Here is a 13310-nt window from a genome sequence, read left to right as displayed (position 1 = left end):
TTATACAATCGTTGACGGTTTTATTCTAATGAATTTTTCCATATGAACACACTGCAATACAATACCATTTGCTAAAGTCTCATTCTGTCGATGCCCGTAGCTGAACTATAGCAATTTTGCCCCAATCTACAGCGCTCCGCTCAAGTAAACAGTTGTAAAAATTTGCTATAAACCCGCTTCCTCACCAACTGATTTTTCCTGTGTCCCCAGGCTTACGAACACATAAGCAAAAAATGCGACAACGACCGGCAGCACGACCGAATGCAATCCGAATGGTTGCGGGAAGAATGTATCCGACAGAATATATAGACCGACGCCGGTAATCATTGAAGCAAGCGCACCGTATTTATTGCCTTTTTGCCAATAAAGTCCCATTACAATCGGCCACATAAACGCCGCCTGTAGACCACCAAATGCGAATAAGTTCAGCCAGATAATCAAATCAGGTGGGTTGAGGGCCATCAGAAAAATGATAATTCCTAGGACCGCTGTAACCCCGAAACTGAGGCCCTTCACCCGATTATGTGATGCTTTCGGTTCGACGTAATTCAGATAAACATCTTTAACAATTGATGAGCTCACTAACAGTAACAACGAATCAACAGTTGACATAATCGCTGCCATCGGAGCCGCCAGCACAAGGCCTGCCAGCCAGTTCGGCAAAACTTCCAGTGCAATAAGCGGCATGACTTTATCGCCCACTTCAATACCAGGTAATATCGGTCTGGCCAGCACACCAATCAAATGCATATTCAGCATGATGACACCGACAACGATTGTACCGATAATGATGGCACGATGCATAGAGCGGGAGTCCTTATAGGACATCGCCCTGACGGTGATCTGCGGCAAGGCCACAACCCCTACGCCAACCAGTATCCAGAACGATGACACAAAGGCCGGTGTAAGGGTGCCCTCAGCACCATATGGCGTAATCAAATTCGGGTTTTCTGCGGAAAGATCCGACATGAGATTGGAAAGCCCACCCCCTGCGATAATGGTTGCGATCAGCAATATGAGGGTCCCGACAAACATAATCGTCCCTTGGATGGCATCCGTCAGCGCTACCGCCCGGAAACCGCCGATGATCACATAGATCAGTACGAACAGCGCGAAAATGAATAATGCCGTTGTATATGGAATGCCGACCAATGATTCAATCAGACGGGCCCCACCAATCCACTGAGCTGCCATGGCGGAAAATAAAAAGATAATAATGCTGAATGCCGAAAACAGGACAACCCATTTGGAGCGATACCGTTCTTTCAAAAAGTCCACCATTGTCAGTGCTTTATATTTCCGTGTGACAATCGCAAATTTTTTCCCCAGTACCATCAGGACGAAGTAACCGGTCGATACTTGTGTCATCGCCAGAAGCACCCAGCCAAGCCCCTCGGTATAAGCCGTACCGGGACCGCCAATAAAACTGCTGGCACTGCCATAAGTTGCCGTCATCGTCATCGCCAGAACGAATCCGCCAAGACTTCTGCCGCCGAGAAAATAATCCTGAATGAATGTATTGGATGATCGTATGTATTTACCGGCCCACACACCAACCCCAAATATAATTAACAATACGCCAATTAACGGAACTAATGCCTCCCAATTCATGTTTCATTCCCCTCTTCATCAAACGAAACATCCACAAACCATTTTTTGACGACAATTGTCACCAGAACAGCCATGACAACAAACCCCAGCACACAGCTATAAAAAAACCACGCTGGCAGCCCGAAAACATATGTATAGTCGGATGGGTCCTTACCGCCAAGACCATATGCGAAGGCAAACCACCAGATAAAGTTGAAAATTGCCAGTCCAATCCCTATTAATGCCTCACGGTTAGCTATTTTGTAACGTGGGTCACTATCCGACATATTCTGCCCTTTCATTAAATGAGCCCCCTTTTACAGTTCAAATCCCTCACAGCAAAAAACGCCAAGTTACGACTTTTCTCTATTAATATAACATAGTACATCAGGTTGTAAATATTTAAAAAATTGATCCAAGAGTAGAACTTAAATGACACACGAAAAAAGAGTGACCACTGGGAAATCACTCTTTTTTCACCATTTATTCGGTTGGACTAGCTTGTGGCGGGGCTTTTCGTGCCAAGCACATGATGCCGGCGATTAAATAAAAGATGCCACCAAATATCAATGTTCCAAAGGTAATCAAAGTAGACACTGCAGCCGTCACAATCAAAATAATGCCAGCCGCTTTTGGTTTATTGTTACCTTTTACGAATAAAATTGATAGAATACCCAAAATCAGAGCAATCACAGAAAGAGCGATAATAAACCAGCCGCTCCCTTGCATCATTCCAAGGGCCGCTTCCATATCACCGGCTGCAATTTCAGGCTGCTGTATTTCTTCTGTTGTTTCATCTAAAACAGTCTCATTACCAAACAGCCATACCATGAATCCGCCGAAAATTGTAAAAAGAAAATAAACAATGGCACCAATGATGGTTAAGACGATTTCACCTGTTCTGCTCATATAAATACCTCCTCCGTTTCATCTTATGCGACGTGGAAAATCATTTATTCAACGCCCACTGTTTTATCAATTGTACCATAAATCAGATCGGTCTTACCGATATATGTCATGTTCAATGACAGCAAGCTGACTCCCGGCATTCTTCCATTCTACCAGACTTGATGTGAAATTTTAATAATCTCATGACAAACGCTTCCCCTTCTGTTACACTTAACATGTATAAAAGAATAGTTTGCGAACTACTAGGGGTGCCCAGCAATCGTGGGCTGAGAGGAAAGGCGTTCTAAGCTTTCCGACTCTTACGGACCTGATCTGGTTAAGACCAGCGTAGGGAAGTAGTCTGACGACATACCGATTTCAGCTATTTCAAGCCAGGTCCAGTCTATGGATCTGGCTTTTTTTATGATTTCCTCCCACCCCTAATGAGAGGAGGGACTCGAATCGAATTGAAACGAACACGCTTACTGACAACAATGGCTGTTTTTGTCGCTATTGGAACGCTGGGAGCACAGCTCTTATGGTTCCCGGCGGGCGTCGCCAAGGCTTACCCGGTGCAGCATGCCGTCAACGTCATGGCAGCTGTGACACTGGGACCCGGACCGGCCGTTGTTATCGCATTTATGATCGGTCTGCTCCGAAATATGCTCGGTCTGGGCACGCTACTTGCTTTTCCCGGCGGCATGGTCGGTGCTTTTCTCGCCGGCTGGTTTTATCAGATAACAAACAGAAAAGGGATGGCCGCGCTTGGTGAAGCAATCGGGACCGGCATCATGGGGTCACTGTTCGCTGTGCCATTTGCACGAATACTACTGGGCAGCTCGGCCGGGGCATTTTTCTTTATCCCATCGTTTCTCGTCAGCAGTGTTTCAGGTGCTTTAATCGGCTGGTTCATCGTGTCCAAAGTGAACCAGGCAAACATATTGGAAAATCGCGTATAAGGAGGCTTTACCATGCACCATATACCCGCAGCCTTGACAATTGCCGGTACCGACCCAAGTGGCGGTGCTGGCATCCAGGCAGATCTAAAGACTTTTCAGGAATTAAAAACGTATGGCATGTCGATCATCACATCCGTTGTCGCCCAAAATACAACGGGCGTCCAAGATGTACAGCATATAACGGTTCCCATGATCAAACAGCAATTGGATTCAGTCCTTTCCGATATTCCGTTTCAGGCATTCAAAACTGGTATGCTCGCGAATGTCGATATCATGAATGCCATTTCCAACAAAATCTCCGGATTAGCTATCCCTTATATTATGGATCCGGTGATGGTGACCACAAGTGGTGATACGCTGATTTCAGAGGACTCCCGCGATTACCTGCGCGAAAGCTTGCTTCCATTGACGACATTGGTCACACCGAATGTCCCGGAAGCAGAAGTGATTATTGGCGAAACCATTGAAACATCCGAAGACATGCAGCGGGCTGCCAAACGGATTGTCCATGAATTCGGTGCAGGGGCTGCCTTAGTGAAAGGCGGTCATATGCAAGGAAAGGCTGTCGACTTTTTATATGCGGGCGAAAAAATGCATACCTTTTCAGCCGAGCGGATTGATACAAAAAACACGCATGGCACCGGCTGTACCTATTCAGCAGCCATCACAGCTTATCTAAGTCAAGGCTATAAATTATCTGACGCTGTTCAACAGGCCAAAGACTTTGTAACCGCAGCCATCAGGGGCGCCTTTTCAATTGGACATGGAAGCGGTCCGACAAACCATTGGGTACACCGGACGGAAAGGGTGACATAAATGAACGACAACATCATTCAAAAGGTTCGCGAAACAACACCACTTATCCACCATCTCACCAATCAAGTGGTCATGAATTTTTCAGCGAACGGGTTGTTATCGTTTGGCGCTGCCCCGGTTATGGCAAAAGCTGAAGAAGAAGCGGCGGACATGGCGTCCAATGCCGATGGTCTCCTACTTAATATCGGTACGCTGACTGCTCAAGAGTTGCCGTCGATGATTCAGGCAGGCAAAGCGGCCAATGAAAAAGGAATTCCGGTCGTGCTTGATCCAGTCGGTGTTGCTGCAACCCCTTTCCGGACAACAGCGGTGAAAAACATCCTGGATGAGGTGCAGCCGACCGTGATTAAAGGGAACGCTGGTGAACTCGCACACCTCGTTGAAATCCCATGGGAAACAAAAGGTGTCGAATCCATTGGTGACGGGAATGCCGATAAAATTGCTTCCAAGGTGGCTGAAATGTATCAGACTACCGCCATTGTCACCGGGAAAACAGACGTCATTTGTATGGATGGTGCGACGCTGCATAATGACTCTGGCCATTCATTTTTAAGCAAAATCACCGGGGCCGGCTGTCTGCTCGGTTCTGTGTTAACGGCGTGCCTGACAACAAACGAAGCCATCGGGCAACAAGCACTGACTGCTGCTGAATTTTACGGATTGGCCGCAGAACATGCAGCCAAACGATCAGATGTCAATGGCCCAGGAACGTTTCTCCCTCGTTTCATCGATGCCCTGTCACTTGATCCTGCTGAGCTGGAAAGGAAATAGCTTATGAACCTGAGAAAATACTTTATCATGGGTAGTCAGAACTGCAACTACACACCAGAGGATGTTTTGGAAAAAGCAGCACAAGCGGGTATTACAGCTTTTCAGTTCCGCGAAAAAGGAGAAGGATCACTAACTGGTCAAGACAAATTGGCGTTAGGGCGCAGACTGCGCGACATTTGTACGCGTTATAACGTTTTGTTTTTCGTAAACGATGATATTGATCTGGTTGAACGATTAGGCGCTGACGGCATCCATGTTGGACAGGATGACATGCGGCTTAAAGAAGTGCGAAAGATGTTTCCCGATAAAATAATTGGATTGTCTGTATCCAGTCAAACCGAGGTCGAGAACAGTTCCATTGAGTTAGCTGACTATCTTGGAGCGGGGTCAGTCTTTGCAACATCATCTAAGGACGATGCCGAACAAGCAGTTGGCACCAAGTGGATTAAAACATTAAAGCGGCAATTTCCCGACATGCCGATTGTCGGGATCGGTGGGATTACAGAAAAAAACGCAGCCTCTGTCATCAACGCCGGGGCGGATGGGGTTGCCGTTATTTCAGCGATTACGAAAGCTGACAATGTGGAGGTTACTGTTCAAAACCTTTGAAGTCGATGGAAAAGGCAGAAGGGGTAGTCTCTTCGCCCCTTCTGCCTTATTCCACCCTTATTCTTCTCCTCCCTTTCAGCCAAAAATTGTGAACTTCAGGTTTTTAGTTGTGAACATCGGGTTTTTGACTGTGAACTTCGGGATTTCCGACAAAGTCTTTATACTGCGAAGGGGCGGTTGTGAACATTCTGGCCGAAAACCAGCCAATTCTGTGACAACTTCAGTCAAAATTATTCCGGTCCGCATACACGGCCATCGCATCACGCATGAACTCGGCCAGACCATCACCATACTTATCGATGTTTTTCGTGAAGCGTTCATCATCAACATACATTTGACCAAGCCCTTTGAAAGCTTCAAGTGAATAGTTGCCAATCTTATTCAAGTAGTCATACCAGACTTTTATGCCCGCTTGTGCTTCATCCGAATCAGGTGCTTGATGCCGGATTGCAGCAAGATCCCGATAAATTTGGTCAAATTCTTCACCCAATGCTTTCTGTTCATCGTTTGACATCTTGTTGATTTTGTTATTCGACTCATCAACCGCTTCATCACCCCAGCGTTCGCGGGCTTCCTGTTCGTATGGGTTTTTGCTGAAATCAAAGCCCTCAAACTTTTCCAAATCACTCATGTAAATCGCCCCTTTCATATGCTGGATCGTCTTATCAATCGTCGCAATCATGTGATCCAGTCGGGCGCGCTCCTCCAGCAGCATCTTCCGCTGAATCTGAAATGCCTCCTCCCTGTCAAATGACGGACTATTGATTATCGCTTTTATTTTCTTCAAAGGGAAGCCCAGCTGTTTAAAAAATAGTATCTGCTGCAATGATTCAAGATCCTTTTGTGAATAAATCCGATAGCCTGATTCAGTGGTATCCGGTTTGAGCAATCCAATGTCATCATAATGATGCAGTGTACGCACACTGATGCCAACTAATTCGGCTACTTCTTTCACTTTCATCTGGATGACCTCCCTTCAATGGTTACTGTAAAGGATAACGTAACGTAAGAGTCAATGGGAATTAGCCAAAAAATATTAAAAGGCGCCGGAATAAAATACAATTCGGCCGAGTTATTTGAGACGTGATCGGTATTTTATCTAAGACGGTCGGATCAATTTCGGAACAGGCATCTATTCATAAGCCCAATCAATAGTAGACGAATCCCCATATAGTGAAGGGAAAGAATTTTTTGGGGAGGCGAATGTCAATGAACCATTCACCTTATGATGATACAAGACTATATAATTTTCCCTGGTTCCAGGGAGACGGGCAAGACGCAGGCCCTCCATTCGGTGGACCACCCGGGCAGACCGGCGGGGGACCGCCATTTGGAGGAACACCCGGGCAATCAGGCGGAGGGATACCGGGATTCCCAGGTGGACCGTCACAAATGAGCGCGCCCACATCACCGCCGCCAGCATTTACACCACAGCAGCCGCAAACACAGCAGGCACAGGGTGGATTCAGCACCTTCGCAGTTGATCCGGGTTCCATAAGGGGGTGTCTGTTCCGATTTACGTATATTTGGTTGAGATGGGATGCGTTCTGGTTTTTCCCTGTATATATCGGCAGGCAGTCAATCGCCGGATTCAGGTGGCAACGAAATCGATGGGTGTACTATGGGGTCGATCTTGATCACATTCAATCGTTTCAGTGCTACTAGTGAGCCACCAGTAAATCATCAAAACGAAAGCCACTATTCAACCGAACAGTGGCTTTCCTTCATTCGTTTTTAATATCGTCAACAATCGTTTCAACCTCATCACGCGATATTTTGTCGCGTCCTTCTTTCAGTGCTTTGACGGTTCGTTTGGCCAAAGCGAGTGGAATTCGGCAAAATAGTTTAATCGTCCGGGTGTTGATGTCTTTCATATATGCATCTGCCTGGGCCAGATTCTTTTCAGTATAGCGGAACATATCCTCCCTTGTCCAGCCATCCGGCACAAAGTTGACACCGCGTTCACTGTCTTCATCTTGATTCCGCAAAACATTGACAGCCTGAAGGCCCCGACCGTAACTAATCGCCAGCTCCCGGTCTGTTTTTGTCCCATCATACCATTCCCAGATGTCCGACAGCATAACGCCGACAAGTCCGGCAACATAATAGGTATAATCGTCAAGATCAGCTTTATCCCTAATATTCCAGCCTTTTTCCGCCCAGTCAGCCATCCCGGCGGCCATGATGCTTGTCGATTCTTTGACATTCGCCACAATCCCATCCGGGCAGAGGCGGACCCAATCGCCGAGTCTCAGTGTCACTTCAGGCAGGAGAGATTTATATGGCTTGAGCAATTGACGGTACGCCTGATCGTCAAAGTCTTGCTTCAATAGCTTGCTCGTCGACCGGAGCAAATGTTGTTTAACCTCTGAATCCAGCTCTTCATGATCTTCAATTTCATCAACTGCACGCATGCACAAATAAGCCGACCCGACCGTCTGATTCAGTGGTGATTTCAGCAAGGTGATTGGTATGTAAAATGTCCGGCTTGTCTGTTTCAATATATTATTCGCATCTTTTTGCAGCTTCTTTATTTCACGCAACCATGACGCCTCCTTAATGCTAACTCTATTATACCAAAAAGATCGCCTAAATAATATGACGATGATTAAACAAAAAAAGGAGTACTCTAAGGCGTTCACTTACCGTGGAGAAACTTAAAAACACAGTACAATTAGCGTGTGATAGTTGTAATTAAAATTAAAACAGCTCAATTGCAGTTAACTGAGCTGTTTCCTTTATTTATTTTCACTCGCTTCTTCCACAATCGCGCATACGGTCAAGCAAAAGGATGGTTATTAGTTTAACAATCCACATGGTTATCGTTCCAGCCCCAATTTTAAAGGCTGGAACAACTTTATCTACTGCAAGGGACGTTTAGTGGGCTTATTCTTTGATTTGTCCCTCACCGCGGATTATATATTTCGTTGAGGTTAACGCAGGCAAACCCATCGGTCCGCGGGTATGTAATTTTTGCGTGCTAATGCCGATTTCAGCACCAAACCCGAATTCAAAACCGTCTGTAAAACGCGTCGAGGTGTTGTGATAAAGGGCTGCCGCATCCACACCGTTAAAAAATTTCAGCGTATTGTCGTCCGATTCGGTAATGATTGCCTCGGAATGCTTTGTGCCGTAACGGTTGATGTGTGCGATGGCATCATGAACGTTTGAAACAATTTTGATGGCTAAGATTTTATCGAGGTATTCAGTTTCCCAGTCTTTTTCTTTCGCCGGCACAAGATTCCCGGCGATTTCCTGCGCTCTGTCATCGGCCCGCAATTCAACGTGATGGTCTTGGAGGGTCTTAACGAGCTCAAGTAAATGGTTTTTCGCCCACGCTTCATGTACAATGACCGTTTCCGCAGCGTTACACACTGAAGGGCGCTGTGTCTTTGCGTTGACGGTTATATCAATCGCCATTTGTGCATTTGCGGTTTCATCAATAAAGATGTGACAATTTCCCGAACCCGTTTCCAATACCGGAACTGACGATTGTTCCACGACGGTTTGAATGAGGTTTTGTCCGCCGCGTGGAATAAGAACGTCAAGGTATTCGTTCAGCTTGAACATTCGAGCAGCTGTCTCCCTGCTCGTATCTTCAAGCAGCTCCACGGCATCCTTAGGAACGTCCGATTGTTCAAGTGCGCGGTGAATAACTTCTACAAAAGCCTTATTGGAATAAAGAGCTGAGGAACTGCCTCTTAGAAGGACCGCATTTCCAGTTTTCAAACAAAGACTCGCAGCATCCACCGTCACGTTAGGTCTTGCCTCATATATCATCCCAATCACACCCAGAGGAACCCTGACCTTTTCGATATTTAATCCATTAGGGCGATCCCATGATTCCAACACGTCACCGATGGGATCACTTAGTGTTGCCTGTTGTTCGAGCGCATCCGCCATATCGTGAATTCTTTGTTCGTTCAGTACAAGACGGTCGATCAGGGCCTCATGAAAACCGTTTTGTTTAGCGCCTGCGATGTCTTTTTCATTTTCGTTGATGATAAAAGTCGTTTCACTTATGAGTTGTTCAGCAATCAAATGTAATGCTTCGTTTTTTTGATCTGTGGTTTTAGTGCCAAGTACTTGAGCAGACGCCATTGCCTTTTTTGCTTTCGTTATCAATTCGCTCATAGAATTTCCTCCCTTAAAGATAGTACCAATCGGTCGCGGTGAATCACTTCTGGATGATTTCGCTCCGTTTTTATCATGGCTTCATCGCTCGCCAATCCCTTGATCGTGTTCAAATCCGAGGACGAATAATTCACCTGGCCTCTCGCTATAACTGTTTTGTTGGCGTTGATGATTTCGACCACATCCCCTACGTCAAAGATGCCTTCAAATGCTTTGATTCCCGCCGGTAACAAACTTTTTCCGTTAGAAGTAATCGCTCGTTCCGCCCCGTCATCGATTTCGATCTTTCCTGAAATTGGCGAGTGAAAAGCAATCCATTGTTTCGGCTTTCTTAAATTGTGGGTCTTGCTGTCACCGATATAGGTGCCATCGCCTTTCCCATCCAAAATATGCATTAGTTTTTCCTGCCCGGAGCCAGTTCCAACAAATACGTGAACGCCGAGTGATAGAGCGGTTTGTGCAGCTGACAATTTCGATTTCATTCCACCTGTACCGAACTTTGAACCCGAATCGCTGTTGGTTTGATAAAATAGTTTCTCTGTGATGGCAGGCAAAAAGTCGTAGCGTTTTGCTAAGCGGTTTACCCTCGGGTTGTGCTCATACAGTCCGTTAATATCAGTCAACATGATCAAAAAATCGGCATGGACAAGGCCACTGACCAATGCAGATAACATATCATTGTCCCCGAAGGTCAATTCATCAACTGCAACAGAGTCATTTTCGTTTATAATTGGTAAAACCGACCGCTTTAAAAGCTCGGTCAGTGTACTGTAAACATTCCCGTATTGTGCTTGATTGACAAAAACATTTCGCGTTAACAGCAATTGCGCGGCAATGATTCCATGTGCCTTGAAAGCCTCTGTATAAGCCTGCACCAACAATCCTTGCCCCACCGCCGCTGTCGCTTGTTTACCTGCCAGTGTAACGGGGCGGGACGGATAACCAAGCTCGCTAAAGCCGGCCGCAACAGCTCCCGAGGAAATCAAGATGACTTCATAGCCTTGCTTTTTTAGATATGTCAATGCCTCTGCGTGTTCGTTCAGTTTGCTTTTGCTGAGCTCTCCATTTGTATTCGTTAACGAACTGCTGCCGATCTTCACCACAATTCGTTTTTTTGCCATAGGATCACCCCTTTCCTCTACAACCTAAAAAAGACTCTTATCCGCCCTTCACATAATGTTGCAAAGGACGGAAAAGAGTCTACGTTCCGCGGTACCACCTTTTTTTGGCATCAAAAAACAATGATGCCCTCTCTTCCCCGTAACGCAGGAGAACGGTTGGGTTATTCGCCCAACAGCTCAAAGGGTAGGTTCAATAGCCTGAAAAACGCTGGAATCTTTCAGCCGATGGACTCCACTCTCTTTCGTTCCGGGTACTATTTACTAACCCCTATCAACGCCGAATCTTTCTAATTTAAAATTTATTATGTCCCACTTGTCAAGGAATGTCAAGGTTTTTACTATCATGAATGACAGCTTTAATGAATAATGTATCCATTCACACGTTGTTTTACCAGTAAAAAAATAGCGTACTAAATATGATGTGATTTAGCACGCTAAATATGATTTTATATTTTCTCCACCGTAAGTGAGCTACTTTTTATATCGTTAAAAAGTGTCAATTTATGGATGACCTTATAAGAAAGACTTCGGCACTCGCTATAGACGTGGTGAGTACCGAGTTTTTCTAATGATCAATTTTAATGGGTCTGCCTTTTCGTGGCCGTTCCCACATCAGTCCTTGTTCCAATGCCATCTTCTTCGCAATCTGTGGTGCATTCCACAATGGCGGCAACAATAGGAACGATACTGGAACGGCCGTTATGACAATCGAATTTTGAATGGCTGTAACACTGCCTTCACCAATTGTTAGGATGACCATTGTCGTTCCACCGAATATCAGCGCCCAGAAAACACGCAGCCAGCGGGCAGGATGATCATTGCCGGTCAGCGTAACAGACACGGTATAGGACATCGTATCGGTCGTTGTTGCCACGAAAACAACCGAAATAAGAAGGAATGCCACTGCCATGATCGTTCCCATCGGCAATTGGTCCATAATCGCCATCACAGCGGCGGGCATGCCCGCCTCATTCAAGGCCCCGGATACAGATCCCGCATTCTCCCTTTCAAAAAATACGCCAGTTCCACCCACAATGGAAAACCAGAAATTCGTGACGAGCGGTGCCACAATAGATACGGCGGTGATCAACTCCCGTATCGTCCGGCCGCGGGATATCCGACTGATAAAGATGATCAGCATCGGACCATAGCCGATAAACCAGGCCCAGAAAAAGAGCGTCCATGCACCAAGCCAGGCACTGTCACCGCGGTAGAAATTCATCGTAAAGAAGTTCTGCAAATGTACGCCGGTTCCGCCAATAAACGCATCAATGATAAACAATGTCGGACCAATCAGCAGCATGATCATTCCCAGCAGGAACGTCATGCTTACATTTAGACGACTCAGTAAAAGAATTCCCCGGTCAACCCCGGTCGCTGCAGAAATCGCCGCAATCACGACCAGCACGCATACAACCAGAATACTTACGCCGGCTGTATTGGGAACCCCGAATAAATGATTAAGCCCATAAGCAATTTGCAAACCAAGAAAGCCTAAAGGCCCCAATGTTCCGGCAGCTGTGGCGATGATGGAAAAAATATCTGCCGCCGATCCGAGAATACTTTTATGAAAGATTTTTTCCCCGAATACCGGATATAACAATGCCCTTGGCCGCATTGGATAGCCTTTACTGTAATGCACATACATCATGACGATCGTTGCCAGGGTTCCAAGTATCGCCCAGGCCAAAAAGCCCCAGTGCATAAAACCTTGCGCAAACGCCGCCCATACATTATTAAATTCGCCGCCACCGAATAACGGAGGCGTTGTCATGTAGTGATACATCGGCTCAGATGCTGCCCAGAACACACCACCACTAGCCAGAAGGGTTACTAAAATCATCGCAACCCAGCGATAATAACTGTATTTCGGTTTATCCATTTTTCCTAAACGGACTTTCCCAAATCTGGAAAAGCCTAAAAATATACCAATGACAAAATTACCAAACAACAAGAGCTGCCAGTATGCTCCGAAAAGATTAGCAGCATAATCGAATAACATTGTAATCCATTTCCCAACCACTTCACTGTTAATGAAAGATAACACAATAAATAAAATCAAAAACCCGCCACTAACGGCAAAAACGGTCCAATCCGTTTTCCTTTTCTTTTTTCCCTGCAAAGTTTGCCTCCCATATTAAGGAGCAAGTGCCTATAACAAGTGCTGTCATTACAGACCATTGGATGGAAAATGATTATCCTTTGCTTAAACCATTTATCTACTCTATCTCTCTAAAAGCCACCAGCTTGCTCAAGTTATTTCCAAACATAGTCATTAATTATAGTTTGGATTAAACGAACAGTCAATAAAAAAGTAAAAAATACAGTCTTTATTTCATGAGAGCAATAAATCCGCATCAGGAAAAAGTTGTCGAAGCAGTCTGGCAGCTCCATGTAGATATGATTCTTAAAAAGAAAATGG

General features: G+C 45.7%; 13 protein-coding genes, 1 riboswitch and 1 other annotated feature. Of the genes, 5 read left to right on the top strand and 8 right to left on the bottom strand.

What is annotated here, in order from left to right; genetic code table 11:
- Window positions 1-165: 165 nt before the first annotated feature.
- The 3 genes from panF to ACFQ4A_RS18470 all read right to left on the bottom strand — a co-directional run bounded on the left by panF (window position 166) and on the right by ACFQ4A_RS18470 (window position 2499).
- On the bottom strand, window positions 166-1611 hold the full coding sequence (gene panF / locus ACFQ4A_RS18480; RefSeq protein WP_382402869.1) for a sodium/pantothenate symporter: 1446 nt from the start codon (window positions 1609-1611) through the stop codon (window positions 166-168).
- Window positions 1608-1877, bottom strand: a complete 270-nt coding sequence (locus ACFQ4A_RS18475) for a YhdT family protein (RefSeq protein WP_382402892.1) — start codon at window positions 1875-1877, stop codon at window positions 1608-1610. Before ACFQ4A_RS18475 ends, panF begins: the two co-directional genes overlap by 4 nt.
- Window positions 1878-2073: 196 nt before the next feature.
- Window positions 2074-2499, bottom strand: coding sequence for a DUF4064 domain-containing protein (locus ACFQ4A_RS18470; RefSeq protein ID WP_382402868.1), 426 nt, complete (start codon window positions 2497-2499; stop codon window positions 2074-2076).
- Between the two features lie 234 nt (window positions 2500-2733).
- Window positions 2734-2850: riboswitch (TPP riboswitch) on the top strand.
- 95 nt (window positions 2851-2945) lie between these two features.
- On the opposite strand from ACFQ4A_RS18470, the gene thiW reads away from it, so the two are divergent.
- From thiW to thiE, 4 genes are read left to right on the top strand one after another with little or no spacing between them, the layout of a single operon-like run.
- Complete coding sequence (gene thiW, locus ACFQ4A_RS18465; protein ID WP_382402867.1) at window positions 2946-3437, top strand: energy coupling factor transporter S component ThiW; 492 nt, start codon at window positions 2946-2948, stop codon at window positions 3435-3437.
- A gap of 12 nt (window positions 3438-3449) precedes the next feature.
- Window positions 3450-4253 carry a bifunctional hydroxymethylpyrimidine kinase/phosphomethylpyrimidine kinase gene (gene thiD / locus ACFQ4A_RS18460; RefSeq protein WP_382402866.1) on the top strand — a complete coding sequence of 268 codons (804 nt, stop codon included), beginning with the start codon at window positions 3450-3452 and terminating at the stop codon, window positions 4251-4253.
- Window positions 4254-5024, top strand: coding sequence for a hydroxyethylthiazole kinase (gene thiM / locus ACFQ4A_RS18455; RefSeq protein WP_382402865.1), 771 nt, complete (start codon window positions 4254-4256; stop codon window positions 5022-5024).
- A gap of 3 nt (window positions 5025-5027) precedes the next feature.
- The gene (gene thiE, locus ACFQ4A_RS18450; protein ID WP_382402864.1) at window positions 5028-5633 is read left to right on the top strand and encodes a thiamine phosphate synthase; all 606 of its coding nucleotides are present in this window, start codon (window positions 5028-5030) and stop codon (window positions 5631-5633) included.
- 220 nt (window positions 5634-5853) lie between these two features.
- On the opposite strand, the gene ACFQ4A_RS18445 is transcribed toward thiE, so the two are convergent.
- Window positions 5854-6600: a MerR family transcriptional regulator gene (locus ACFQ4A_RS18445; protein ID WP_382402891.1), complete on the bottom strand. Its 747-nt coding sequence runs from the start codon at window positions 6598-6600 to the stop codon at window positions 5854-5856.
- 242 nt (window positions 6601-6842) lie between these two features.
- On the opposite strand from ACFQ4A_RS18445, the gene ACFQ4A_RS18440 reads away from it, so the two are divergent.
- Window positions 6843-7298 (top strand): hypothetical protein, encoded by a 456-nt coding sequence (locus tag ACFQ4A_RS18440; protein WP_382402863.1) that lies wholly within the window; start codon window positions 6843-6845, stop codon window positions 7296-7298.
- A 59-nt stretch (window positions 7299-7357) separates the two neighbouring features.
- On the opposite strand, the gene ACFQ4A_RS18435 is transcribed toward ACFQ4A_RS18440, so the two are convergent.
- From ACFQ4A_RS18435 to ACFQ4A_RS18420, 4 genes are all read right to left on the bottom strand, one after another.
- Entirely contained in the window at window positions 7358-8176 is an 819-nt protein-coding gene (locus tag ACFQ4A_RS18435) for a squalene/phytoene synthase family protein (protein ID WP_382402862.1), read from the bottom strand.
- Window positions 8177-8519: 343 nt separating this feature from the next.
- Window positions 8520-9767, bottom strand: coding sequence for a glutamate-5-semialdehyde dehydrogenase (locus ACFQ4A_RS18430; protein WP_382402861.1), 1248 nt, complete (start codon window positions 9765-9767; stop codon window positions 8520-8522).
- Complete coding sequence (gene proB / locus ACFQ4A_RS18425) at window positions 9764-10888, bottom strand: glutamate 5-kinase (protein ID WP_382402860.1); 1125 nt, start codon at window positions 10886-10888, stop codon at window positions 9764-9766. The genes ACFQ4A_RS18430 and proB overlap by 4 nt, the downstream gene beginning before the upstream one ends.
- A gap of 60 nt (window positions 10889-10948) precedes the next feature.
- Window positions 10949-11172 (bottom strand) — a binding site (T-box leader).
- Window positions 11173-11453: 281 nt separating this feature from the next.
- The gene (locus tag ACFQ4A_RS18420) at window positions 11454-13010 is read right to left on the bottom strand and encodes a BCCT family transporter (protein ID WP_382402859.1); all 1557 of its coding nucleotides are present in this window, start codon (window positions 13008-13010) and stop codon (window positions 11454-11456) included.
- Window positions 13011-13310 lie beyond the last annotated feature (300 nt).

This window comes from Lentibacillus salinarum, from assembly GCF_042679865.1.
In the GTDB taxonomy this organism is placed as follows: Bacteria; Bacillota; Bacilli; order Bacillales; family Amphibacillaceae; genus Lentibacillus; species Lentibacillus salinarum.
The sequence above is the reverse complement of the archived record's forward strand: the minus strand, read 5'-3'. Positions and strand labels throughout refer to the sequence as shown.

What these genes read in the sequence shown, in the direction of transcription:
- ACFQ4A_RS18440 (WP_382402863.1), top strand. Translation starts at nt 6,843, where the DNA reads ATGAACCATTCACCTTATGATGATACAAGACTATATAATTTTCCCTGG.
- ACFQ4A_RS18475 (WP_382402892.1), bottom strand. Translation starts at nt 1,877, where the DNA reads ATGTCGGATAGTGACCCACGTTACAAAATAGCTAACCGTGAGGCATTA.
- ACFQ4A_RS18430 (WP_382402861.1), bottom strand. Translation starts at nt 9,767, where the DNA reads ATGAGCGAATTGATAACGAAAGCAAAAAAGGCAATGGCGTCTGCTCAA.
- thiM (WP_382402865.1), top strand. Translation starts at nt 4,254, where the DNA reads ATGAACGACAACATCATTCAAAAGGTTCGCGAAACAACACCACTTATC.
- thiD (WP_382402866.1), top strand. Translation starts at nt 3,450, where the DNA reads ATGCACCATATACCCGCAGCCTTGACAATTGCCGGTACCGACCCAAGT.
- panF (WP_382402869.1), bottom strand. Translation starts at nt 1,611, where the DNA reads ATGAATTGGGAGGCATTAGTTCCGTTAATTGGCGTATTGTTAATTATA.
- thiE (WP_382402864.1), top strand. Translation starts at nt 5,028, where the DNA reads ATGAACCTGAGAAAATACTTTATCATGGGTAGTCAGAACTGCAACTAC.
- proB (WP_382402860.1), bottom strand. Translation starts at nt 10,888, where the DNA reads ATGGCAAAAAAACGAATTGTGGTGAAGATCGGCAGCAGTTCGTTAACG.
- ACFQ4A_RS18470 (WP_382402868.1), bottom strand. Translation starts at nt 2,499, where the DNA reads ATGAGCAGAACAGGTGAAATCGTCTTAACCATCATTGGTGCCATTGTT.